This is a genomic window from Oceanicoccus sp. KOV_DT_Chl, from assembly GCF_900120175.1.
Taxonomy (GTDB): domain Bacteria; phylum Pseudomonadota; class Gammaproteobacteria; order Pseudomonadales; family Dasaniaceae; genus Oceanicoccus.
In genome coordinates this window covers 92,090-116,199 of the sequence record NZ_FQLF01000001.1, presented here as the reverse complement: position 1 = coordinate 116,199, position 24,110 = coordinate 92,090, and the positions used below count along the sequence as shown (strand labels likewise).

Sequence of the window (24,110 nt, the reverse complement as noted above, 5' to 3'; positions counted from 1 at the left end):
AATACTTTAACTAATAATGTTTAATACGCTGAACAAGACCAAAACACATTCATAACAGGGCCAGTTGCTCAAGCTGTTTCTTTACTGGTCCAAACGATAAACGATGAATAGGCGTAATGCCGTGCTGCTCTATCGCCGCCATATGCACCTTGGTGGGATAACCCTTATGCCCAGCAAAACCATATTCAGGATACTCTGCATCAAACGCCACCATCTCGCGATCACGAACTACTTTCGCAAGAATAGAAGCAGCAGCTATCGCGGCCACGCGACTATCACCTTTCACCACAGCTTCTGCCGCGTAAGTCCACTTGGGCAGACGGTTGCCATCAACTAACACATGTTCCGGCTGTAGCGCTAAACCTTCTACCGCACGCTTCATCGCCAGCATACTGGCGTGCAGAATATTGAGTTCGTCAATTTCTGCCACGCTGGCTCTGGCCACACAAAAACTGAGCGCCTGTTCCTGAATAATCGGAAACAGTAATTCACGTTTTTTTTCGGTTAATTTCTTGGAATCATCCAGACCTTCAATCGGCCGCTCTGGGTCAAGGATAACGGCCGCCGCTACCACATCACCGGCCAAGGGGCCACGACCCACTTCATCGACACCGGCAAGTAAACTACCTGTATAGCGGGATACAAATGGCTCCATCAAGCACTCTGCCTTGTTTTAATCATGGTAAGCAATACCTCAGCAGCACGCTCGCTGGCATTACATTTTAATTGTTGATGAATGTCGCTGAATTTTTCGATTAACTGTGTACGCTGTTGATGATCCGTTAAACGCTCCAGCAACAATGGCCCTAACATTTCCGGACGTACTTCATCTTGCTGTAATTCAGGGACCAACTGCTCGCCAGCTAATAAGTTGGGAAGTGAAAAGAAACGTGTTTTGACCATCCGGGAAATAATAAAATAACTCAGCCCTGCCATGCGATAAGCAACAACCATCGGCTTCTTCAATAGCATGGCTTCCAGCGCTGTTGTGCCGGAAGCCATTAGCACCACATCCGCGGCAGTCATCGCAGTTTGCGATTGACCATCGACTAATTTAATCGGTAGGCCTTTGCCATGCTCCGCCAGAATGGTTTCTAATTGCTGGCGGCGCTGATCATTGGCAGCCGGAATGACAAATTTTAAATCGTTACGCTGGTGATAACACCACCGCGCAGCGGCGATAAAATCAGGCGCTAATAATTTAACTTCACCGCCGCGGCTGCCTGGCAGGAGCGCGATTATCGCACCGTTTTCAGGTAACGCCAATTGCGCTCTCGCTTGTAGTTGCTGTTGCGCTAATCCGGTGTTATCCAGCGGCAGCTGGTCGGCCAGTGGATGCCCTACAAAGGTCACTGGTACATTATGTTGATGGTAAAACTCCGCCTCAAAAGGCAATAATGTCAGCATGCGATCAACCGCTTTGGCTATTTTTTTTACTCTCCCTTGACGCCAGGCCCAAACCGACGGGCTGACATAATGCGCGGTAAGCAAGCCGGCTTGACGTAAAGCCAATTCAATATTGAGCGTAAAGTCTGGCGAATCGATGCCAATAAACAGATCAGCAGGTTTGGCAATAAAATGATCTTTGATAGCGCGGCGAATACGCAGTAATTCTGGCAACCGTTTCAACGGTTCAACCAAACCCATCACTGACAAGCGATCCATAGGAAAGTGACTATTAAAGCCCTCGGCAATCATTAGCGGGCCGCCGATACCTTCAAACTGTACATCCGGGTTTTTGGTCAAAATTGCGCGCATCAAGCTGGCGCCCAGAATATCTCCGGATGCCTCACCTGCTACGATTCCAATGCGCAATGACGCCATGAAGCTGTTCTCACTTATTATTTTAAAGAGACCTAACGTACAATACCGCGAGTTGAAGATTGCAACGATTCAATCAGCAATTCAATTTCAGCACAGTTCTGCGCTTGCACTCGCAATTTTTCCAACGCCTCTTCTGTGGTTAAACCCTGACGATAAATGACTTTATACGCGCGTCGAATTTCCGCAATGACCGCAGCACTGAAGCCGCGACGTTTTAAGCCTTCCACATTGACCATTTTTGCTTCTGCGGGCTGGCCCATCACAGTAATATAAGCTGGCACATCTTTACTGATCTGACTGCCAAAACCAGAGAAACTGTGCGCACCGATATGGCAAAATTGATGCACCAGGGTATACCCTGCCAATATCGCCCAATCACCCACATGCACATGGCCGGCAACTGCAGCGTTGTTAACAAAAATGGTGTGGTTACCGATCACGGAATCATGGCCGATATGGCTATAAGCCATAAATAAATTGTCATTGCCGATAGTCGTTTCGGATCTATCCTGCACCGTGCCACGATGAATAGTGACCCCTTCGCGGATGACGTTATTATCGCCTATCACCAACCAGGTTTCTTCACCGTTGTATTTCAAATCAGGTGTATCTTCGCCTACCGAAGAAAATTGAAAAATATGGTTATTGCGACCAATTTTTGTCGGTCCTTTTAGTACTACATGCGAAGCAACAATCGACCCTTCACCAATCTCAACGCCGGCCCGATGATTGTCCAGGGACCAATTTCAACATTGTCAGCAACCTTAGCGGTAGGATCAATAATTGCGCGAGGATCAATCAAACTACTAACTCCAATGGGAAAACTAATTAAACTGTTTTATCTGCGCAAATAATATCAGCAGATGCGGCCAAATCACCATCAACATAACAACTGCATTTAAACTTCCACATACCTCGACGATCATTAACGTATTCGACTTTTAAAGTGAGCTGATCACCGGGAACCACTTGTCGACGAAAACGAACATTATCGGCTCCTACAAATAAATATAACGAGCCTTCGGCAGGCGTTTTTCCCTGGGTTTTGAAACCTAGAATACCCGCAGCTTGCGCCATCGCTTCAACAATAAGCACGCCCGGCATCACTGCCTTTTGTGGAAAATGGCCATTAAAAAAGGGTTCGTTCACCGTTACATTTTTCAGCGCAACAATCGACTCACCAACATTTAATTCAACCACTCTATCAACCAATAAAAATGGGTAACGGTGTGGCAGGTATTCCTGTATATCTTTTATATCCATAACTGTTGTCATTGCTGTACTCATCATCAGTCAACCAATTTAGCGAACTTAACTATTACGACTCTTTTAAATTTTTTTCCACGTCTTTTAGACGCTTATTCATCGCTTCAAGCTGAGAAAACCGCACAGCGCTCTTGCGCCAGGACGCTGAACTTTGCATCGGAGTCCCTGCTGAATAGGAGCCTGCTTCAGTAATGGATTTCGTCACCAATGTCATCGCAGTAACATGCACACCATCAACAATATCAATATGTCCCACAATCCCTACGCCACCAGCAATCGTACAATTCCGACCAACACGGGTACTACCGGCAATCGCCGTGCAACCGGCAATCGCAGTATTTTCTCCCAAGCGAACGTTGTGGGCAATTTGTACCTGGTTATCCAGAATAACGCGATCAGCTAATACCGTATCTTCCAACGCACCGCGATCAATAGTACAGCTTGCGCCAATCTCTACATGATTACCAATCACCACGCCGCCAAGCTGGGCAATTTTAATCCATCCACCCTGTGTCTTATCCGGGGACGGCGCAAAACCAAAACCATCACTGCCAATCACTGTTCCACTGTGCACCAGCACATGATTACCTAAAGTAATACCGTGATAGATAGTGACGTTAGCGTGAAGTAAACAGTTCGAGCCCAGGTTTGAACCTTGACCAATGACGCACCCCGCACTGATTACGGTATTTGCCCCTACGCTGACACCCGCTTCGATAACGACGTTCGCTGCAATAGACGCAGTAGCATCAATGCTGGCTGAATCACTGATAACTGCCGAGGGATGAATACCGGCTTGACGACTCAGATCAGGGGCAAAAAGTTGCGATGCCCTGGCGTAGGTTAAATACGGATTGCTAGATACAAGGCAAGCACAAGGGCTATGACTCACCTGATCAGGACTTACAATAACAGCTGCCGCTGCCGTCACCTTCAGCGCCTGCTGGTATTTACTATTGGCTAAAAAACTGAGCTGATGATCGCCCGCAGCCGCCAGAGTTGCCAGACCGGAAATTATCATTTCCGAATCACCAACACATTTGACGTCTAGCAAACCGGCTAATTGAGCCAATGTATATTGCCGCTGCGACTTCATCCCGTTATAAGTTACGGTAGGCGTAAACCAATTACATCTGGTTTAGTTTATCGGTAACTTTAGCCGTAATACTGAAGCTACTATCAACATGCATTGCAGCTTGCTGATTGAGTAATAAGCCAATACCTTCAGAGGCGATCAGTTCGGTTACCGCTTTTTGTAGTTTAGGCGACAGCTCCTGCGCTACCTCTTGCAACAGACCTTGCTCGGCTGCTTGTAATTTCTTCTGTACGAATTCAATATCAACACGCTTTTCCTGAATCTTTTTCGCTTCAGCTTGTTTCTGTTCCGCACTCATCACAGCAGCATCTTTTTGCAATTGAGCCACGGTATCCTGATAGCTCTTACCTAAAGATTCCAGTTCCTTGCGGTTTGCCGCATAGCTAGACTCAGCACGCAATTCTTTTAAGCGATTTTGAGCTAATTCAGTATTGATAATAGCTTGCTGGGCATTCAACACAGCAATTTTACCTTCCGCAGAAGCCGCCATAGTTGTACATAGGGCAATTGCCATTACGGCCAGTTTAATAAATTTGTTCACAATTATTCTCCATAGTGATTTAAGTATTGATTAAAAATTTTTACATTTAGCTTGTTTTACAAATGGCAGCTTAAAAACTACGCCCCAATGAAAACTGGAAGGCTTCTGTTTCGTCTTCGTCACTGTCATTACCCGGTTTGGCATAGCTGAAAGTAAGTGGCCCAAAGCCAGTAATCCAGCTTAAGCCAACGCCGAAAGAATACCGCAACTCGCCAGCATCAAAGTTTGAACAGTTTAATTGTGTAGGCCCACAGTGAGTGCTAAACACATTACCGACATCGATAAAGAAAGCGGTACGCACTGAACTTTGATCTTTAATAAAGGGTAAAGGAAATAGTATCTCGGCCCCACCCTCTACTAACACGTTACCGCCAAATGGGTCACCCTCACTTTCATATTGAAGAACTCTAAATTTATCGGCACCGTTGGCTAAAATATAGGAGTATTTATCATCTCCCTGACGAACACCACCGACCACCGAGCCATCAGTACATGGATCACCGATTTGGGTGGCACTTTCACAACCCGCGTCACCTAACTCTACAACATCAATGGCGGCTATACCTATATCCGGATAATACAATGCGGGCGTACTTAATGGCCCAGAGTATTACTCTTAAAGCCGCGAACAGAACCAAAGCCACCTGAGTAAAAATGATTGAAGAAAGGAATCTCATCATCACCAATACCATCACCATAACCCAACTCAGTCCGCAATCTAAGCGTTAAAGACCGGGTTAATGGGAAGAATATCTGACCGTTGTATATCAACTTGTAATAATTAAGGTCACTCCCTGGGACTGTGAGCTCCAGTGACAAACTTTGTGACGCTCCTCTCGTCGCCATCCGTCCACGGTTCAATGTAGACTGGGTCCAACTAATCGTTGCCGTGTAATTATCGAATGTATCACCTTGTTCGTCGAGAAAGCCCGGCCCATAACCAAAATCTTCCGGGTTTGAAAAAAAGGTATTAGGTAGAAGATTTCCCTGACTGTCATACAAAGGCAACACAACTTCAGATTGCAGATAACCAGCGGTTGTTTGTTGTGACTCGTAATAACCAGCAAACCAATCATCATTAACTATTTCTCGTGGCCGCGGACTAGCAATAATTTCCTGCACCGCGCCATCGCCTGCTTCAACTTCAGTATTAGCATAGCCAAAACTAAAACCAAGCCGCTCGGTTTCTTTAATGGGATAACCGAAATTCAACGTAGCGCCAAATGTATTGGTGGTATAGCGCGACACGTTGATTTTATCCAGATCCATTTCCCGATAATACACCGAGAAGCCGCGACTCACGCCGTCTTTGGTATAGTAAGGATCAACGAAACTAAAACGCAAATTAGTAAGGTAATCACTTTTGTTAACGGCAACACCTATCTGTTTGCCACTACCCAAAAAATTATCCTGCTGAATATTTGCGCCTAACAAGACACCACTATCCTGGGAAAAACCTACGCTGGCACCAATACTCCCGGAAGCTTGCTCCTCAACGAGGTATTGCAAATCAATAAAGTCATCACTACCTGGCAACTCTAAAGTATTAACCGTGGCCTCTTTAAAATAACCCAAACGCTGCAAGCGAATACGAGACTGTTCAATACTGGCTGACGAAGCTGGGGCAGCTTCCATTTGTCGCATTTCACGGCGCAGAACTTCATCGGCTGTTTTAGTATTACCTTCGAAGTTTATGCGGCGTACATAGGTGCGCTTACCCGGATCGACAAAGAATTTTAAATTGACCGTTTTATCGTCATCATTGATATCAGGGATACCTTTGACGTTAGCAAAATTATAGCCTTCATTACCCAAGCGCTTGGTTAACCACTCTTCCGAGCTGGTCACCAGTGACTGTGAAAATGTTTGTCCTTTTTGAACAAATATATAAGGCGTTAATTCCGCTTCCGTCAATACCAGATCACCAGACAGATCAACCTCACCGATTTCATATTTATCCCCTTCGATAATGTTCACCGTGATATACACCGCTTCACGATCCGGTGTGACCGATACTTGTGAGCTATCAATACTGAATTTGATATAACCGCTGTCTAAATAATAAGAACTTAACTTATCCAGGTCGCCCGACAACTTTTCTTTGGCATATTTATCGTTGCCACTGATCCATGAAAACCAACCGGTAGTTTTCAATTCAAATAAGCTGATTAATTCATCATCGCTGTAAACGGAATTACCAACAATATTGATATGTTTAATCGCCGCGGTAGTACCTTCATCAATATTAATATTAACGGCTACCCGGTTGCGCGGCAGTGAAGAAATATCCGTTTCGATATTAGCGTCATAACGCCCTTGTGAAACATACTGGCGAGTTAGTTCCAGTTTCATGCCTTCCAGAGTTGACCGTTTGAACACTTGCCCCTCGGACAAACCTGCACCTTTGAGGCCTTCCAATAAGGCCTCACTATCAATAGCCTTGTTCCCTTCAAGATTGATCTCACTGATCGATGGTCGCTCCTCGACGGAAACAACCAAAATACTGCCATCGCGGGCGATATAAATATTGTCATAGTTGCCGGTACGGAATAGCGTGCGAATAGCGCTGCGAATAGTCACATCACTAATATTATCGCCAACATTAATTGGCAGGGCAGCGAAGATACTGCCAGCAGAAATACGCTGCAGTCCTTCAACTCGAATATCAGAAACAATAAAAGTGTCGTCGGCGTGGGCAAATTCAATGGTGAAATTAAGCGCGACAACTAAGTACAGCAATAAATAACGTTTCATCTAAGGTTTTTTTACCAGCAGTTTGGACTAATCCCTCCACAGAATTAGTCCTAATTATCATCAACTCTTTATTTGATTAGCAGCATAACCGGCCATCCGCGCTCGATTATTATTAGTGCCTGCCACTATCTACAGCAGGTCATTATCTACGCGACCTCATAACCGGGCGATATCATTGTAGAGCGCCAACATCATCACTCCAACAATAATAAATAATCCCAGCTGATAGCCCAGCATCTGTATTTTCAAAGAGACTTCTTTTCCAGTGACTAACTCAATCAAGCCGTACAAAATATGGCCACCATCCAACACTGGAATCGGTAATAAATTTAATACCCCCAAGCTGACACTCAGCAGCGCCAAAAAGCCTAAATATGCCTCTAAGCCAGAGTTCGCCGAAGCGCCCGCCACTTTAGCAATGGTTATCGGCCCACTCAAGTTTTTCGGGGAGATTAAGCCCATTAACATCTTTTTTATCGACTCCAGAGTGAATACGCTCATAGACCAGGTGCGCTCAGCAGCCTGTACTAACGCATCAATTGGGCCATAACTAAAACTGCGCTTTAGCTCCTCAGGCCACTCAGGCCATTGCACCCCCATACCGACTTGACCATAAGCCTTGTTATCGTCGTCGTACAAGGTTGCAGGGGTCAGCTCCGTGCGGACAATTTGCTCACCGCGCTGATAACGTATTTCTATCAACTCTCCGGGCCGCGCGCGCACGTAGTCAACCCACGCCGCCCAATCCGCAATGGGCTCACCATCAGCACTGACTATTTGATCTCCGCTTTGCAAACCGGCTTTAGCGGCGGGACTGTCCTCGACAATTTGTTCGGCTACAGCCAGCAGCGGTGGCCGATAAAGCTCTAAACCTAAACCGCCAATCAAATCAGTAGCCTCTGCTCCCGCTAACCACTCATCCAGATTAGCGCTGGACTCATAAATCACGTTGGAGTCAGGGTATTTAACGGAAAAACCAATGGGACCCGTCTCACCAATGCGCTGTAATAGTCGCAGATGCAAGGCTTCCCAGGTCGGCGTTAACTCACCATCAATAGCGACAATTTCCTGACCGGCTTCCAGACTTGCCATATCGGCGACTGAACCCGGCTCAACGCCATCAATAATAGGCACAACGCCTGTTACACCACCAATAAATACCGCCCAGTAAATAACGATGGCGAGAATGAAATTAGCCAGTGGCCCGCCGCTACTGTCGCTAAACGTGCGCCCACCGGCTGACGATTAAAGGCATATTGCAATTGATCCGCAGGCACATTGCCTTCACGTTCATCCAACATTTTGACATAACCGCCCAATGGAATAGCCGCAATAACAAATTCCGTACCCTGCTTATCATGCCAGCGGTACAAGGCCTTACCGAAGCCAACAGAAAAACGCAGTACTTTGATGCCACAACGCCGCGCCACCCAAAAATGGCCGCATTCGTGAATAGTCACTAATATCGCCAAAGTGGCCAGTGTAATTAATACGGTTTGCAGTAATTCCATAAGGTTGATGTCAGTTATCTCAATATCAGCGACTAAGGCTGGAACGAATAAATTGCTGGGCCATTGCTCTGGCCAGCGCATCCTGCTCTTTGACCAGCGCCAACGACTCAGGTTCAATTGCCGGAATACCAGTTAATACGTGCTCAATAATAACCGGAATATCAGTAAAACGTACCCGCTGCTCAAGGAATGCATCGACGGCTATTTCATTCGCCGCATTCAGCACGGTCATTGCAGTACCACCCGCGCTCACCGCTTCGGTAGCTAGACGCAAACAGGGAAAACGCTGGTAATCTGGTGCTTCAAAATCCAGTCGCGCGGTGGCAATAATATCTAACGCTGCAACCCCGGAATCAATTCGCTCAGGAAACGCCAAAGCGTGAGCAATCGGCGTGCGCATATCGGGGTTGCCCAGCTGTGCCAGCACCGAGCCATCATTATACTCGACCATCGAATGAATCACGCTCTGCGGGTGCACCACAATGTCAATTTTGTCCGGGGTGGTGTTAAACAACCAGCAGGCTTCAATAAACTCCAAGCCCTTATTCATCATAGTGGCCGAATCTACCGAAATCTTGCGCCCCATATCCCAGTTAGGATGAGCGCAGGCCTGATCCGGCGTCATATCAGCCAATAACGCTAATGGCGTTTGTCGAAACGGCCCACCAGAACCCGTCAATAGAATTCGACGGACACCATCAGCTTCCAGACTATGCCGTTCTCCCTGCTGGTGGCGCGCAGGCATACACTGAAAAATAGCATTATGCTCACTATCAATCGGTAACAAGGTCGCGCCGCTGCGTGCTACCGCTTGCATAAATAAATGCCCCGCCATTACCAGCGACTCTTTATTGGCTAGCAGGACTTTCTTGCCCGCATCTACCGCAGCCATGGTGGGCTCCAGACCTGCAGCACCCACTATCGCCGCCATTACAGTATCAACAGCGCCAGCGGCCGACACTTGCAGCAAGCCGGCAGCGCCTGCCAGCACCTGGGTTTCACTATCGCCCAATACTTTTAACTGATCAGCTAACTGCTGAGCGGCGGACTCATCACGCATCACCACAAAACGAGGACGGCAGCTTTGAATTTGAGGAAGGATCAGATCGACACGGGTATTGGCAGTGAGTGCATAAACACGGTAGCGGTCAGGGTGTCTGGCAATAACATCCAACGTGCTGACACCGATTGAACCAGTGGAGCCCAGCACCGTAATTTGTTGAATCACCGTCATCAGCCTACCAACCTGCCAACAGTAAACATAAGGCGAAGACAGGCGCTGCCGCGGTCATACTATCCAGACGATCCATCATGCCGCCATGACCGGGTAAAATACTGCCACTGTCTTTTATCCCCTCCTCACGCTTAAGCATACTCTCCAATAAGTCACCCAGCACTGACGCCAAACCGGTGACCAAAGCGACAACAGCGACAGCAAATAACGGGTATTTAGCGCCGCCAAACCACCAGGATAATAAAACCGCCAAACTTGTTGTGGCCACCATTCCGCCCCAAAAACCGGCCCAGGATTTACCGGGACTAACATCAGGAGCCAGCTTGGCGTTGCCCCAGGTTTTACCGGCAAAATAAGCCCCTATATCAGCTGAGGCCACCAGTGCAATCATAATAAACAACAACATCACGCCCTGACTATGTGAGCGTAAATACACCAACGCGATCCAGGCTGGCACCAGCGTCAAAAAACCCATCAAAAAACGCATGGCGTTAGTTCGCCAAATCACTGCGCTGGCTGGATAACTTTTCACCCATAACAAGGCAATAGCCCACCACAAACAACCCAAGCCCAGGATATCTCGCACTCGCTCCCAGTGCATTTGCGCCGTTAAAATCTGACTGTACTCTGCAGCGGCCAACATCAACACCAACGTGACAGCCGTATAAGCCAAACGAGAATACTTTGATGACAACCCCGCCAACGCTGACCACTCCCAGGCAGCGACCAACACTAACGCTGCGAACATTATCGCCAGCCCTAACAACGGTAAAAATACAATGCCCAAGCCAATCAACAGCATCATTATTACTGCGGTAATCACTCGTTGCTTTAACAAGATGACTGTCCCTCTACAGTTTCTGTATCGGCGTCCAAATCACGGCCACCAAATCGACGATCACGCTGGTTATAACTGGCTAACGCAGCGACCATATCTTGATCACCAAAGTCAGGCCATAACGTCGGAGAAAAAAACAGCTCCGCATACGCTAATTGCCATAACAAAAAGTTACTTATGCGCTGTTCACCTGCCGTGCGAATACACAAATCCGGCTTGGGCAAATCAGCTAACGAAATATGGCTATCGAGTAATTCTTCATTAATTTTTTCTGGCTCTAACTCACCCGCCTTAACTTTTATCGCTAGTTGCCGGGCTGCGTTTGCAATATCCCACTGGCCACCATAATCAACTGCTATCACCAGAGTGGTGTCAGTATTTTTGGCCGTAAGCTGCTCGGCAGATTCCATTTGCTTAACAAGTCCAGCACTAAACCGCTGACGATCTCCTATGAAACGTACTCGCACACCATCTTTATTTAGTTGCTTCACTTCTTTTTTCAGGTAAGAAGAAAACAGCATCATTAGTGCTTTAACTTCTGGCCCCGGGCGTTGCCAGTTTTCACTGCTGAAAGCAAATAAAGTGACGACTTTTATACCATAGTTCTTGCACAGCTTTAACACTGAACGAACGGCTTCAACGCCAGCCTTATGACCTGCAGGCGTTTGCTTGCCGCGTGCTTTGGCCCAGCGACTATTGCCATCCATAATGATAGCGAGGTGCGCAGGTACCGCAGCAAATTGATCGGCAGGTTTTTCAGACTTAGGCATAATGTTAGACGGCATCGTAAACGCCGACTAGACTTCCAGTAAGTCGGCTTCTTTGGCCGTCAGAATTTTTTCCACCTCGGCGATGAAGCGGTCAGTAATCACCTGGATATCGTCCTGTGCTTTACGCTCTTCATCCTCAGAAATTTCTTTTTCTTTTTGTAATTCTTTAATGTCGGAAATAACATCACGACGGATATTACGAATAGAAACCCGGGAATTTTCAGCTTCTTGTTTAGCCCGCTTGATAAAACCGCGGCGGGTTTCTTCAGTCAGCATTGGCATAGGAATGCGAATTACAGTACCCGCTGTTGAAGGGTTAACCCCTAGGTCCGATTTCATAATGGCTTTTTCTACATCGGGGACGATGGCTTTTTCCCAAGGCACTACTGATAAGGTCCGCGCATCTTCTACGTTGATAGCTGCCAGCTGGCTGAGAGGTGTTTCCGAACCATAATAATTAACGCGAATACCATCCAGAATACTGGGATGCGCACGACCGGTACGAATTTTATTTAAACTACCACCCAAAGCCACCAGTGTTTTTTGCATCCGCTCTTCGGCATCTTGCTTTAATTCATTAATCACTGAATTTCTCCTGACTCTCTCTTACAAAGGTTAACCAATACAGTGGGACACCACTGCGTCACTGCAAACAATTATTCTTCGACGATCAATGTGCCGTCACTGCCACCTTTTACAATTCTCAATAAAGCACCGGCTTCTTCCATCGCAAAAACCCGCAATGGCATATTATGATCGCGGCATAAACAAATAGCTGTTAGATCCATGACGGCCAGTTTTTTATCTAACACTTCGTCATAGCTTAACTGGTCATATTTTGTCGCGGTAGGATCCGTCATCGGGTCGGCAGTATACACGCCATCAACTTTAGTCGCCTTTAACACCAATTCTGCGTCGACTTCGATACCGCGTAAACACGCTGCCGAATCGGTAGTAAAGAATGGATTACCAGTACCAGCAGAAAAAATTACCACCTCACCCCGCTCCAGTGCACGCATCGCTTTACGGCGATCATAATGATCGACCACTCCACTCATTGGGATCGACGACATGACCCGGGAGGAAATATTAGAGCGCTCTAACGCATCACGCATGGCCAGTGCATTCATCACTGTGGCCAGCATACCCATGTGATCACCCGTCACACGATCCAGACCCGCTTTTTGCAAGGCCGCACCGCGAAACAAATTACCGCCACCAATCACTAACCCCACCTGAATGCCGATGCCGACTAATTGGCCAATCTCCAATGCCATCCGGTCCAGCACCTTGGGATCAATCCCGAACCCTTCAGTACCCATCAGGGCCTCACCGCTCAACTTGAGCAGAATACGTTTAAACTTCTTTTCAGCGCCTGGCATCTATAGCTCCTCACAGGTGTAATTCTAAGCAGACCAAAATTCCGGCCAACATTGTATAACAAGCGGATAGAAAAACGGGGCCTTGAGGCCCCGTTTTTTTCAATATAAGGCGATTAACCCTTTAATTGAGCAGCAACTTCAGCAGCGAAGTCGACTTCTTCTTTCTCAATACCCTCACCCACTTCAAAACGGATGAAAGACAACACCTCAGCACCACCGTCTTTGGCCAGCTTGCCAACGGTTACTTCCGGGTTTTTAACAAAAGGCTGATCAACCAAGCTGTTCTCTTTCAAGAACTTATTGATACGACCACCCATCATCTTCTCAACGATTTCAGCAGGTTTACCTTCCATATCAGGCTGCGCCTTGATGATTTCTTTCTCCTGCTCAACCACTTCAGCAGGCATATCTTCTGCGCGTACTACCTGTGGATTAACCGCGGCAACATGCATGGCAATGTCTCTGGCCAGCTCAACGTCACCGCCGCTCAATGACACCAACACACCGATACGGTTGTTTGAGTGAACATAGCTGCCGACAACACCGTCAGAAGCCAAAACCAGAGCACGACGAACACCGATGTTTTCACCGATTTTCTGTACCAAGGCTTCGCGAGCTGAATCCAGATCACCCACCATCAGTGCGGCGACATCGATTTGCTTTTCGGCAAAAGCTTTATCGGCGACTTTGGCCACAAATCCCAAAAAGTTCTCATCGCGCGCAGCAAAATCAGTCTCACTGTTAACTTCGATAACCAGACCATAGCTACCATCATCAGCCACTTTAACTGCGACGACACCTTCAGCAGCAATACGACCGGCTTTCTTTGCCGCCTTCATACCACTGTTTTTGCGCATTTCTTCAATGGCAGCGTCGATATCGCCACCGGCTTCAGCCAGCGCTTTTTTACACTCCATCATGCCCAGACCAGTACGGTCACGTAATTCTTTAACCATTGATGCAGAAATAGCTGCCATCGTTATATCCTCCAACACTGGCTGCAGCTTAAAGCAGCCCAGTAAATATCAATCTTGAATTTCTCATTACTAAAAAGGGGGCCACGCCCCTATGAAACAGCAATCAAGAGAGCTTATTCAGCTTCAGGCGCAGGCGCTGCTGCTTCTTCTACAAACTCGTCTTTAGCCGCAACGGTATCCGCACCCTTACCAGCAATAACCGCATCAGCAATCGCTGTTGCGTATAGCTTGATCGCACGGATCGCATCGTCATTACCGGGGATAACGTAATCAACGCCATCCGGGTTGCTGTTGGTATCAACGATACCGATAACCGGTATACCCAGGTTATTGGCTTCTTGAATAGCAATACGCTCTTGATCTACGTCGATAACGAATAAAGCGTCAGGCAAACCGCCCATATCTTTAATACCACCGATAGAACGCTCCAGCTTTTCCATCATGCGAGTACGCATCAGGGCTTCTTTTTTGGTCAACTTGTCGAAAGTACCATCAGCTTGCTGGGACTCAAGATCACGCAAGCGCTTAATAGAACCACGAATAGTTTTGTAGTTTGTCAACATACCACCCAACCAACGGTGGCTAACATAAGGCTGACCGGCACGCTGAGCTTGCTCAGTCATGATCTTGCTAGCTGCACGCTTGGTGCCAACAAACAGGATTTTGTTTTTGCCGTTTGATAACTTCTGGATAAATGCCAGTGCATCGTTAAATGCAGGAACAGTTTGCTCCAGGTTAATGATATGGATTTTATTGCGGGCGCCAAAAATATACGGGCCCATTTTGGGATTCCAATAGCGAGTCTGGTGACCAAAGTGGACGCCAGCTTGCAACATGTCACGCATGCTTACTTGAGTAGTCATATATATACCTTTTTATGGGTTAGGCCTCCATATACCCCATCAATCAACCCCGGCATGATGATTCAAGCCCGGGCACCCTGACCAATGTGACGGTATATGTGCGGATTTAGTTAAGTTTTCTCTCAATTCATTGGTCTTTTCTACAGCTGAAACCCAGCCCCAAAAACAACCCCTAAATTTGAGAGCGCGCTTTATACCACAAGCCCACCTCAACTAAAAGCATTGCAGGCAACTTTGCACTAATTTACCGGTTTTCCATGCCAATCAGCCTTATCACCACCTTGCGACCTGACTTGATAAAATTGACTATTTCACTCAGGCTTGGTTTACAATACCGCCCTCGCTGCAGACCAAGCGACAAAAATATCAAATTTGTTTTAATTTTCATGGACTTAGGCTACTACCCGTAATGACTGTTACTATCAAAAACGCCGCCCAAATTGAGAAAATGCGTATTGCGGGCCGCTTGGCTGCCGACGTATTGGAAATGATCGGCCCCCATGTGCAGGCCGGCACCTCGACTGACGAGCTGGACCAAATATGCCACGACTATATAGTCAATACGCAGCAGGCTATTCCTGCGCCACTGAACTACCACGGCTTTCCAAAATCGATCTGCACATCAGTCAATGAAGTGGTGTGCCACGGCATCCCCTCAGATCGCAAAATATTGAAAAATGGCGACATCATCAATATCGATATAACAGTGATCAAAGATGGGGTCCATGGCGACACCAGCAAAATGTTCCATATTGGCAAACCACTTCAGCATGCAGAACGATTGGTGAAGATTACTCAGGAATGTTTGTATAAAGCGATCGAGATTGTCCGTCCGGGCGCAACTTTGGGCGATATTGGCCATGTTATCCAACAACATGCCGAGGCCAACTACTACTCAGTAGTACGCGAGTACTGCGGCCACGGCATTGGCGAAATCTTTCACGAAGAACCCCAAGTACTGCACTACGGCAAAAAAGGTGCAGGCATGGTACTAAAAGAAGGTATGACCTTCACTATTGAACCCATGCTTAACGCCGGTAAACGTCACGTTAAGTTAGACGTTAAAGATGGCTGGACAGTCACCACCAAAGATAAACGACTGTCTGCCCAGTGGGAACATACCATGCTGGTGACCAAAGACGGTGTTGAAATCTTTACCGCGCGTCCAGACGAGCCATTTTACCGCGGCTAAGAAACACTCTTTACTGCAACTACATCTACTCCAGTTAAAAAAGAAGCACTACAATTCAGCACGTTGAAGTCATAGCTTCATCGCATCAACCAGAGGTTATCCAGCGACAGCATGAGTGAGCAGCCCTTTTCTATTCCTGCGACGGTCTTTGACCCGGATTTATTTGTTCAAGCTTTAACAAGCTCACAGTCGCGCATCCCGCTGCTGAAAAAAAATATCGAACGAACAACTGACTTCCTGCACCAGCAGTTCCAACAAGGCACGTATATCCGCCATCTGGTTTGGGCGCGCGCTACATTTATCGACCAGTTATTACAAGCCTGCTGGGGATTATTCGACTGGCAACTCGATAACACTATTTGCCTCATCGCCGTAGGTGGCTATGGACGTGGAGAACTGCATCCACACTCCGATATTGATTTATTATTATTGTTCAACGACGAAGCCGCCATTGAAAAAAACCAGCAAAGTATCAGTGAGTTTATTACTCTGCTATGGGATATAAATCTGGATATCGGCCACAGCGTACGCACCATCGAAGAGTGTCAGGCAGAAGCCAAAAAAGACATCACCATAGTTACCAACTTGATGGAGTCCCGCGCACTATTAGGCAACGCTGATATTCACCGCAAAATGATGCGCGGTGTAGGCCCGGAAACCATCTGGCCCAGCCAAAGTTTTTTCCGTGCCAAATGGGATGAACAAATCAAGCGCCACAGAAAACACGGTAACAGTGAATACAAGCTCGAAGCCAATATAAAAAATTCCCCGGGAGGATTACGTGACATCCAAATGATTGGGTGGATTGTAAAGCGGCATTTCGGTGCCAGCAATATTGAAGATTTGGTAGCACAAGGCTTCTTGCGCGAAGAAGAAGTAGACATTCTTAATCGCGGCTTGGATTTTATGTGGCGTGTGCGTTATGCCCTGCATATGATTGCCGGTCGCGAAGAAGACCGTCTATTATTTGATCATCAGCGCACCATAGCAAAAATGTTTGGCTATGAAGACGACAACGCAAAAATGGCAGTAGAGCAATTTATGCAATACTACTACCGCTGGGCACTATCGTTAGGTGAACTTAACGATGTCTTAATGCAGCACTTTGATGAAACCATTTTACGCGCCTGTGAAGTTGAAAACGTCTACGAAATCAACACACGCTTCAGAGTTAAAAACGGCCACATTGAAGTAACCAATAACAAAGTATTCAAAAGAACGCCGTCAGCATTGCTGGAAGTGTTTGTTCTTATGGCGCAAAACGAACATATTGATGGTGCACGGGCATCAACCATTCGGCTTATACGCGAAAACCGCTATTTAATTAACGACAAGTTCCGTAACGATCCACGCAATGCCCGCTACTTTATGGAGATTTTACGCTCACCCGCAAAAGTTGCACTGCAGCTACGCCGCATGCTGCGCTTTGGGGTACTTGGAAAATATCTACCTGAATTCGGCAAAATCATTGGTCAGATGCAACACGACCTCTTCCACATTTATTCCGTGGACGCACATACGATGGAAGTGGTTAAAAATATACGCCGTTTCCACTATGCAGAATCAGAAGAAAAATTTCCGGTAGCCAGCCGCATTGTTAAGCGCCTACCCAAGCCGGAATTATTATTTATTGCCGGTCTCTATCATGACATCGCCAAAGGCCGTGGCGGTGATCACTCTACTCTAGGTGTGGTAGATGCCCGTGAATTTTGTCAGCGCCATGAAATTGGTAATCGCGATACCAATCTGGTGTGCTGGTTGGTGCAAAATCACTTATTGATGTCAGCTGTTGCGCAGCGTCAAGACATTTCTGATCCGGATATCATTAATCTATTTGCCACACAGGTCGGCGATCAGGATCATCTGGACTATCTGTACGCCCTTACTGTAGCTGATATCAATGCTACCAACCCCAACCTATGGAACAGCTGGCGCGCTTCCTTGCTACGCCAACTCTATGCAGAGACCAAGCGCGCTTTACGTCGCGGTTTATGTAACCCCTTTGACAAGGATGAATGGATCAGCGAGACCCAGGCAGATGTCATCGATCAAATGGAAAGTCTGGGCTACACCGAAAGCGAAATCCTAAAGCTCTGGGCCAACACCAATGAAGATTATTTCTTACGAGAAAAAGTCGAAGATATCATCTGGCATACTGAAGCCGTCAGTCGGCACACCAATCCTAATGAGCCATTAATACTGTTAAAAGAGAGTAGCGATTTGGATTTTGAAGGCGCCACTCAAATTTTTGTGCACACCCGGCACCAGGATACTTTATTCGCATTGATGGCATCCGGTCTGGAACAGCTGGATTTAAATATTCAGGATGCCCGTATTTACAAAACGGGCAATGGTTTTACTTTGGATACGTTTTTTGTACTCGATGAAAACGGCCACTCTATCGGCGATGACCCGAAACGTATTGCCCATATTCGTACATCGTTAACAGAGCATTTAAAGAATACCGATTCATATCTGGATTTTATGCAGCGTCGCACACCAAGACAGATGCGTTTATTTTCTATCCCTACTCGCACCACGTTAACTACCGATAGCGTTCGCGGACATAGCATATTAGAAGTGCGAACCCCTGACCGCCCTGGCCTATTGGCACGAATTGGTAAAATATTTTTTGATTTTGATATACAGCTGCAAAATGCAAAGATTGCAACACTGGGCGAGCGTGTTGAAGACGTTTTTTTTATTACCAACAATAAACAGCAACCCATTGAAGACCCTGATCTTTGCGAAGCCATACAACAAGCCATATGCAAAGAACTCGACGAGCAAGCCGCCGCCTGATTATAAATAAGAACCCGACCATGAACCCAGACTTACAACGTTTACAACCTTATCCGTTTGAAAAATTGGCCGTTCTAAAGGCTGCTGTGTCTGCGCCAGAAAATTTATCGCATATTGCGTTATCCATCGGCGAACCCAAACACCAATCACCCGATTTTGTAAAACAAACGTTAATCGACAACATCGACAAACTGGCCAACTACCCGACGACCAAGGGCATCCCTGAACTTAGCGAGGCAATTGCCGATTGGTTAACGACACGCTTTCAACTTAAATCAAAATCAATTAACCCGAGCCGCAATGTCATTCCAGTGAACGGCACCCGAGAAGCTATTTTTGCTTTTGCCCAAGCAGTTATCGACCGCAGCAAAAACCCGCTACTGGTTAGCCCCAACCCTTTTTACCAAATCTACGAAGGGGCCGCCTTTTTGGCTGGTGCAGAACCTCACTTTTTACCCTGTCTTGAAACCAATAACTTCATCCCTGATTTTGATAAAGTCAGTGACGAAACCTGGCAGCGCTGCCAGTTATTGTTTTTATGCTCTCCCGGCAACCCCACCGGCGCGGTTATTGACAGTCAGGCTTTACAAAAACTCATCGGCCTGGCCGACAAGTTTGACTTTATTATTGCCAGTGATGAGTGTTACTCAGAGTTGTATTTTGATGAGCAACGTCCACCTATAGGCTTATTACAAGCCTGCGCGGAAATGGGCCGGGATGATTATCGTCGCTGCGTGGTATTTCACAGCCTATCCAAACGCTCCAATCTGCCAGGCTTACGCTCCGGATTTGTCGCCGGTGATGGCGACATCTTAAAACCCTTTTTGCTTTATCGTACTTATCACGGCTGCGCCATGCCGATACAACATCAGTTCGCGAGTATCGCCGCATGGGGAGATGAGCTACACGTGAAAGCTAACCGCGATCAATACCGGGCTAAATTTGATGCGGTCTTGAATATACTGGAAGGCAGCCTTGAAGTTTCAAAGCCTGACGCCGGCTTTTATTTGTGGGCAAAAACACCCATCGGCGATACTGACTTTGCCCAGCAACTTTTTGCCCAGCAACATATGACCGTCTTACCCGGCAGTTATATTGGCCGTGAAGTTGATGGCAATAATCCTGGAGCAAACCGGGTACGCATGGCGTTAGTTGCATCATTAGAAGAATGCATCGCCGGTGCCGAACGAATCAAGCAATTCACTGCCACACTGAATAAATAAAACCTATGCTTAAACACCAACGCGTTGAGTTTATCCAGCAAAAATTACAGCAACTCTACCCGACCCAACCAATTCCATTGGATCACAGTGATACCTACACCCTATTGGTAGCCGTACTTTTGTCTGCGCAATGTACTGACGAAAGAGTCAATCAAATTACACCGGCATTATTTAGGCTAGCTGACAATCCATTTGATATGGCCAGACAAACAGTTGAAAAAATCCGGGAAATTATTCGGCCCTGCGGCTTATCACCGCAAAAATCCAAAGCAATAAAGCGCCTATCCGAGATCCTGGTGGAAAAATACCAAGGGAAAGTACCTGCCGATATGGCTGCACTTGAAGAGCTTCCCGGGGTTGGCCACAAAACAGCCAGCGTGGTGATGTCCCAGGCCTTTGGCGTACCTGCATTTCCCGTTGATACCCACATTCACCGTCTGGCTCAGCGCTGGGGTTTAACCAATGGCAAAAATGTTACCCAAACAGAAAAAGATTTAAAGCGACTATTCCCTAAAGAAAAATGGAACGCCCTGCATTTACAAATTATTTATTATGGACGGGAGTACTGTAGTGCTCGCGGCTGCGATGGCACTGTTTGTGAAATTTGCACTAGCTGCTACCCCAACAGAACCAAACCCAAAATTGTAAAAAAACCCTAGCAGTCAACATTGCTTACGCAATCTGCTATCCTAGCGGCCCTCAGGATAACGACCAACAACCAGTATCAATAGGTATCTACAGTGACAACGGCTACCACGCTTTACGGCATCAAAAACTGCGACACGGTAAAAAAAGCCCGCCAATGGTTGGATCAACACCAGATCGCCTATCATTTTCATGATTTCCGGCAAGACGGTATTGGACGTGCCGAAGTCGAGCAATGGATTAAGCAACTTGGCTGGGAAACCGTCGTCAACAAACGCAGCACCAGCTGGAAAGAGTTAACACCAGCAAAACGCGAAGCGATGGATGCAGCCACCGCAGCCACCGCAATCCTGGAAAACCCCACGTTGGTCAAGCGACCACTGCTAGCACTTAATGGTCAGTTTTCAGTCGGCTTTAAAGCGGCCGACTACCAGGAAAAATTTTAATTTCTACTTAACGACAATCGATAGGCAATACTATGAGCGAACAATTTTTTAGCATCGGGCTGGGTGTAGGCACTCAAAATAGCAAGAGTGAATGGTTGGAAGTATTCTTCCCAACACCGGTGCTCAACCCTTCTCCAGCGCTAGTACAAGCAATAACTGACTGCCTTGGTTACAACGGTGGCAATCAAGCGATCAACCTCGAAAAGGGCCAACTTGGCAGCTTAGCCTCCGCGTTAGAAAAAGCCGGCGAACCGGAGCAGGCCGCTATAATAAATAGCTTTAAAAGCAGCAGCCAACCATTAGTCGCTGCAGTATTAGCCATTGATGACAATCCTACCTCAGTGCCAGAAGGCTATCTCAAGCTGCAGTTGCTTTCACACCGCCTAGTGAAGCCCCATGCCATTAATCTGAATGGATTATTTGGTGCCCTGCCTAACGTGGCCTGGACCAACAAAGGCGCTATCGACTTAAATGAATTGCCACAAGCGCAATTGGAAGCTCGATTGAAGGGCGAATTAATCAGTGTAGATTGTGTCGATAAGTTTCCCAAAATGACCAACTATGTAGTCCCTGCTGGTGTGCGTATTGCCCACACGGCCCGTGTGCGTCTTGGCGCCTACATTGGCGAAGGCACCACCATTATGCACGAGGGTTTCGTCAATTTTAATGCCGGCACTGATGGCCCAGGTATGATTGAGGGCCGTATTTCTGCAGGGGTTTTTGTCGGTGCGGGCTCCGATCTCGGTGGCGGCAGCTCTACTATGGGCACCTTATCGGGCGGCGGCAATATTGTTATTTCAGTAGGCAAAGAATGTTTGCTTGGTGCTAATGCCGGTATAGGTATTCCATTAGGTGATCGTTGCACCGTAGAGTCTGGCTTGTATATTACAGCCGGCACTAAGGTAATCATGATAGATGACCAAGGCAAAGAAGCTGCACAGACCAAAGCCCGTGACCTGGCTGGCAAATCTGACCTGCTATTTCGCCGCAACTCAACCAACGGGGCGGTTGAATGTCTCACTAACAAATCAGCGGTAGAACTGAACGAAGAACTACACGCGAATAACTAGTGCGTTTTTACCACTAGACTGATATCGAAATTTCTAGGCTTCAAAACTACCAAAGCTGGTAGGCCACGCCTTGCTCTTTGGAGCGACTGTGGTCACAGGCTTTGGTAGTTGCTCTATCTGGCCGCCGTTTTCTAAAAATGACTGCACCTGACGCTCAATCTCCAGCCTTTCAGCTTGCCGATAATAACTATCTACTTTGGCCTTATTGCTTAACACGTTATTCATAGTTACTCCTTAATCCTATTGGTTAATCAACAACTGCACTGTAACGCTCAATTATGAAAGTTTTGCTACAAAATACCCTGTATCTAACCAGACTTGATAATAGGCCGCCTTACATCCTTCGCTCCAATCAAATCGTCAACCCATAATCAAGATTCAAAGAATTTTCATCCCCATCACTGATTCAGATACAATATGCCTGGTTAGGCGATTACAGATGAACAATGCTGCGCATAAACTTATTGCGTGTTAAACCCAAAATACCTGCGCGAACTCTCAAACACTTATCTCCTTAAAATTATGCAGCCATACTTTCACGCCTCACAAGCAAACACTTTAATTTGGAGATTGTTGCTCAAGCATGCAAAACATTAACTTCCCACTCAGACAAGATAGAAGTACTTGCTATCATGAATAGACGATTAAGTGTCGCACCGATGATGGACTGGTCTGACCGCCATTGCCGGATGTTTTGGCGACAGCTAACCCGGCAGTCGCTGCTCTATACAGAGATGGTTACCACTGGCGCTATTCTGCATGCAGGCCCTGACCGCTTCCTGACATTTGATCAAGGCGAACACCCTATTGCGTTACAACTTGGTGGCAGCAATCCCCAGGATTTAGCCAAATGCGCAAAAATTGCTGAAGACTGGCATTTTGATGAAGTTAACCTGAACTGCGGCTGCCCCTCTGATCGGGTACAGAGCGGGATGTTTGGCGCCTGTTTGATGGCGCACCCACAACTAGTGGCAGACTGTATCAAGGCCATGCAAGATAGCTGCTCATTACCGGTCACCGTTAAACACCGCATCGGCATTGACGACATGGAAAGCTATGGGGAAATGGTCGATTTTATTCGCCCAATTATGGATAGTGGTTGCAGCACTTTTATTGTTCACGCCCGCAAAGCCTGGCTGCAAGGTTTAAGCCCAAAACAAAATCGGGAAATACCACCGCTGAATTACGATATGGTCTACCAGTTGAAACAGGACTTTCCGCAACTGGAGGTTATCATCAATGGCGGCATCACCGACCTTGAACAAAGTGTTGATCACCTCAAACAAATCGATGGCGTGATGCTTGGCCGAGCCGCCTACCATGATCCCTATATTCTGGCGGAAGCAGACAACAAAATCTTTGCTGACGGTAGTATTACCAAGAGCAGAGAACAAGTGTTACTGGACTTTATTCCCTATATCGAGGAACAATTAACCCTTGGCGTTCCGCTTAATCATATAAGCAGACATGTACTAGGGTTATTTCAGGGTGTAGCTGGCGCCAAGATATTTCGTCGTCACATTAGCCAGCAAGCGCATATTAAAGGTGCGGGGATAGAAGTCATTGAGCAGGCCCTCACTTTAATGAACGAAGCGCGGCAACGCAGTGATGAATACCAAAACCAGAAAGCCACACAATCGCCATAAAATAATTATAGAATTTAAACATTGTTACTG

General features: G+C 46.9%; 20 protein-coding genes and 3 pseudogenes. 7 read left to right on the top strand and 16 right to left on the bottom strand.

All coding sequences use genetic code 11. The annotated features are described in order from the left end of the window. Window positions 1–49: 49 nt before the first annotated feature. The 15 genes and pseudogenes from rnhB to rpsB form a co-directional block, all read right to left on the bottom strand. Complete coding sequence (rnhB, locus tag UNITIG_RS00550) at window positions 50–655, bottom strand: ribonuclease HII (protein WP_101756618.1); 606 nt, start codon at window positions 653–655, stop codon at window positions 50–52. Further along, window positions 655–1,824, bottom strand: a complete 1,170-nt coding sequence (gene lpxB / locus UNITIG_RS00545) for a lipid-A-disaccharide synthase (RefSeq protein WP_101756617.1) — start codon at window positions 1,822–1,824, stop codon at window positions 655–657. The genes rnhB and lpxB overlap by 1 nt, the downstream gene beginning before the upstream one ends. A gap of 32 nt (window positions 1,825–1,856) precedes the next feature. Further along, window positions 1,857–2,641, bottom strand: a pseudogene (gene lpxA, locus UNITIG_RS00540) (acyl-ACP--UDP-N-acetylglucosamine O-acyltransferase). 11 nt (window positions 2,642–2,652) lie between these two features. Continuing rightward, window positions 2,653–3,099, bottom strand: a complete 447-nt coding sequence (gene fabZ / locus UNITIG_RS00535; RefSeq protein WP_235015187.1) for a 3-hydroxyacyl-ACP dehydratase FabZ — start codon at window positions 3,097–3,099, stop codon at window positions 2,653–2,655. A gap of 43 nt (window positions 3,100–3,142) precedes the next feature. Further along, the gene (gene lpxD / locus UNITIG_RS00530) at window positions 3,143–4,186 is read right to left on the bottom strand and encodes a UDP-3-O-(3-hydroxymyristoyl)glucosamine N-acyltransferase (protein WP_101756615.1); all 1,044 of its coding nucleotides are present in this window, start codon (window positions 4,184–4,186) and stop codon (window positions 3,143–3,145) included. A gap of 31 nt (window positions 4,187–4,217) precedes the next feature. Then, window positions 4,218–4,727 (bottom strand): OmpH family outer membrane protein, encoded by a 510-nt coding sequence (locus UNITIG_RS00525; protein ID WP_235015185.1) that lies wholly within the window; start codon window positions 4,725–4,727, stop codon window positions 4,218–4,220. Between the two features lie 70 nt (window positions 4,728–4,797). Then, window positions 4,798–7,481: pseudogene (gene bamA / locus UNITIG_RS00520) on the bottom strand (outer membrane protein assembly factor BamA). 156 nt (window positions 7,482–7,637) lie between these two features. Next, window positions 7,638–8,992, bottom strand: a pseudogene (rseP, locus tag UNITIG_RS00515) (RIP metalloprotease RseP). A gap of 25 nt (window positions 8,993–9,017) precedes the next feature. Then, window positions 9,018–10,226: a 1-deoxy-D-xylulose-5-phosphate reductoisomerase gene (gene ispC, locus UNITIG_RS00510; protein ID WP_101756614.1), complete on the bottom strand. Its 1,209-nt coding sequence runs from the start codon at window positions 10,224–10,226 to the stop codon at window positions 9,018–9,020. A 4-nt stretch (window positions 10,227–10,230) separates the two neighbouring features. Next, window positions 10,231–11,064: a phosphatidate cytidylyltransferase gene (locus UNITIG_RS00505; protein ID WP_101756613.1), complete on the bottom strand. Its 834-nt coding sequence runs from the start codon at window positions 11,062–11,064 to the stop codon at window positions 10,231–10,233. Next, window positions 11,058–11,834 carry a polyprenyl diphosphate synthase gene (gene uppS / locus UNITIG_RS00500; RefSeq protein WP_101757137.1) on the bottom strand — a complete coding sequence of 259 codons (777 nt, stop codon included), beginning with the start codon at window positions 11,832–11,834 and terminating at the stop codon, window positions 11,058–11,060. The genes UNITIG_RS00505 and uppS overlap by 7 nt, the downstream gene beginning before the upstream one ends. 27 nt (window positions 11,835–11,861) lie before the next feature. Beyond that, complete coding sequence (gene frr, locus UNITIG_RS00495) at window positions 11,862–12,419, bottom strand: ribosome recycling factor (RefSeq protein ID WP_101756612.1); 558 nt, start codon at window positions 12,417–12,419, stop codon at window positions 11,862–11,864. A 71-nt stretch (window positions 12,420–12,490) separates the two neighbouring features. Continuing rightward, window positions 12,491–13,216: a UMP kinase gene (pyrH, locus tag UNITIG_RS00490; RefSeq protein ID WP_101756611.1), complete on the bottom strand. Its 726-nt coding sequence runs from the start codon at window positions 13,214–13,216 to the stop codon at window positions 12,491–12,493. 113 nt (window positions 13,217–13,329) lie between these two features. Further along, on the bottom strand, window positions 13,330–14,193 hold the full coding sequence (gene tsf / locus UNITIG_RS00485; RefSeq protein WP_101756610.1) for a translation elongation factor Ts: 864 nt from the start codon (window positions 14,191–14,193) through the stop codon (window positions 13,330–13,332). Between the two features lie 113 nt (window positions 14,194–14,306). Then, on the bottom strand, window positions 14,307–15,056 hold the full coding sequence (gene rpsB, locus UNITIG_RS00480; protein ID WP_101756609.1) for a 30S ribosomal protein S2: 750 nt from the start codon (window positions 15,054–15,056) through the stop codon (window positions 14,307–14,309). A gap of 409 nt (window positions 15,057–15,465) precedes the next feature. Between rpsB and map the strand changes: the two genes are divergently transcribed. The 6 genes from map to dapD all read left to right on the top strand — a co-directional run bounded on the left by map (window position 15,466) and on the right by dapD (window position 22,434). Continuing rightward, on the top strand, window positions 15,466–16,248 hold the full coding sequence (map, locus tag UNITIG_RS00475; protein WP_101756608.1) for a type I methionyl aminopeptidase: 783 nt from the start codon (window positions 15,466–15,468) through the stop codon (window positions 16,246–16,248). A gap of 111 nt (window positions 16,249–16,359) precedes the next feature. Then, on the top strand, window positions 16,360–19,050 hold the full coding sequence (locus tag UNITIG_RS00470) for a [protein-PII] uridylyltransferase (protein WP_101756607.1): 2,691 nt from the start codon (window positions 16,360–16,362) through the stop codon (window positions 19,048–19,050). Window positions 19,051–19,070: 20 nt separating this feature from the next. After that, window positions 19,071–20,273 carry a succinyldiaminopimelate transaminase gene (gene dapC, locus UNITIG_RS00465; protein WP_101756606.1) on the top strand — a complete coding sequence of 401 codons (1,203 nt, stop codon included), beginning with the start codon at window positions 19,071–19,073 and terminating at the stop codon, window positions 20,271–20,273. Window positions 20,274–20,278: 5 nt separating this feature from the next. After that, a complete protein-coding gene (nth, locus tag UNITIG_RS00460; RefSeq protein ID WP_101756605.1) occupies window positions 20,279–20,932 on the top strand; it encodes an endonuclease III in 654 nt (217 codons plus the stop codon). 81 nt (window positions 20,933–21,013) lie between these two features. Then, the gene (locus tag UNITIG_RS00455) at window positions 21,014–21,364 is read left to right on the top strand and encodes an ArsC family reductase (protein WP_101756604.1); all 351 of its coding nucleotides are present in this window, start codon (window positions 21,014–21,016) and stop codon (window positions 21,362–21,364) included. Window positions 21,365–21,396: 32 nt separating this feature from the next. Continuing rightward, window positions 21,397–22,434: a 2,3,4,5-tetrahydropyridine-2,6-dicarboxylate N-succinyltransferase gene (gene dapD / locus UNITIG_RS00450; protein WP_101756603.1), complete on the top strand. Its 1,038-nt coding sequence runs from the start codon at window positions 21,397–21,399 to the stop codon at window positions 22,432–22,434. Window positions 22,435–22,467: 33 nt separating this feature from the next. Here dapD and UNITIG_RS00445 read toward each other — a convergent pair whose 3' ends face one another. Continuing rightward, window positions 22,468–22,659 carry a hypothetical protein gene (locus tag UNITIG_RS00445; RefSeq protein WP_101756602.1) on the bottom strand — a complete coding sequence of 64 codons (192 nt, stop codon included), beginning with the start codon at window positions 22,657–22,659 and terminating at the stop codon, window positions 22,468–22,470. A 407-nt stretch (window positions 22,660–23,066) separates the two neighbouring features. On the opposite strand from UNITIG_RS00445, the gene dusA reads away from it, so the two are divergent. Beyond that, window positions 23,067–24,080: a tRNA dihydrouridine(20/20a) synthase DusA gene (gene dusA, locus UNITIG_RS00440; protein ID WP_101756601.1), complete on the top strand. Its 1,014-nt coding sequence runs from the start codon at window positions 23,067–23,069 to the stop codon at window positions 24,078–24,080. Window positions 24,081–24,110 lie beyond the last annotated feature (30 nt).

Excerpts from the sequence above, each read along its gene's own strand:
- UNITIG_RS00470 (WP_101756607.1), top strand. The coding sequence starts at position 16,360 with ATGAGTGAGCAGCCCTTTTCTATTCCTGCGACGGTCTTTGACCCGGAT.
- UNITIG_RS00445 (WP_101756602.1), bottom strand. The coding sequence starts at position 22,659 with ATGAATAACGTGTTAAGCAATAAGGCCAAAGTAGATAGTTATTATCGG.
- rpsB (WP_101756609.1), bottom strand. The coding sequence starts at position 15,056 with ATGACTACTCAAGTAAGCATGCGTGACATGTTGCAAGCTGGCGTCCAC.
- tsf (WP_101756610.1), bottom strand. The coding sequence starts at position 14,193 with ATGGCAGCTATTTCTGCATCAATGGTTAAAGAATTACGTGACCGTACT.
- dapD (WP_101756603.1), top strand. The coding sequence starts at position 21,397 with ATGAGCGAACAATTTTTTAGCATCGGGCTGGGTGTAGGCACTCAAAAT.
- ispC (WP_101756614.1), bottom strand. The coding sequence starts at position 10,226 with ATGACGGTGATTCAACAAATTACGGTGCTGGGCTCCACTGGTTCAATC.
- uppS (WP_101757137.1), bottom strand. The coding sequence starts at position 11,834 with ATGCCTAAGTCTGAAAAACCTGCCGATCAATTTGCTGCGGTACCTGCG.
- map (WP_101756608.1), top strand. The coding sequence starts at position 15,466 with ATGACTGTTACTATCAAAAACGCCGCCCAAATTGAGAAAATGCGTATT.
- nth (WP_101756605.1), top strand. The coding sequence starts at position 20,279 with ATGCTTAAACACCAACGCGTTGAGTTTATCCAGCAAAAATTACAGCAA.
- dapC (WP_101756606.1), top strand. The coding sequence starts at position 19,071 with ATGAACCCAGACTTACAACGTTTACAACCTTATCCGTTTGAAAAATTG.
- rnhB (WP_101756618.1), bottom strand. The coding sequence starts at position 655 with ATGGAGCCATTTGTATCCCGCTATACAGGTAGTTTACTTGCCGGTGTC.
- lpxB (WP_101756617.1), bottom strand. The coding sequence starts at position 1,824 with ATGGCGTCATTGCGCATTGGAATCGTAGCAGGTGAGGCATCCGGAGAT.
- dusA (WP_101756601.1), top strand. The coding sequence starts at position 23,067 with ATGAATAGACGATTAAGTGTCGCACCGATGATGGACTGGTCTGACCGC.
- fabZ (WP_235015187.1), bottom strand. The coding sequence starts at position 3,099 with ATGACAACAGTTATGGATATAAAAGATATACAGGAATACCTGCCACAC.
- pyrH (WP_101756611.1), bottom strand. The coding sequence starts at position 13,216 with ATGCCAGGCGCTGAAAAGAAGTTTAAACGTATTCTGCTCAAGTTGAGC.
- lpxD (WP_101756615.1), bottom strand. The coding sequence starts at position 4,186 with ATGAAGTCGCAGCGGCAATATACATTGGCTCAATTAGCCGGTTTGCTA.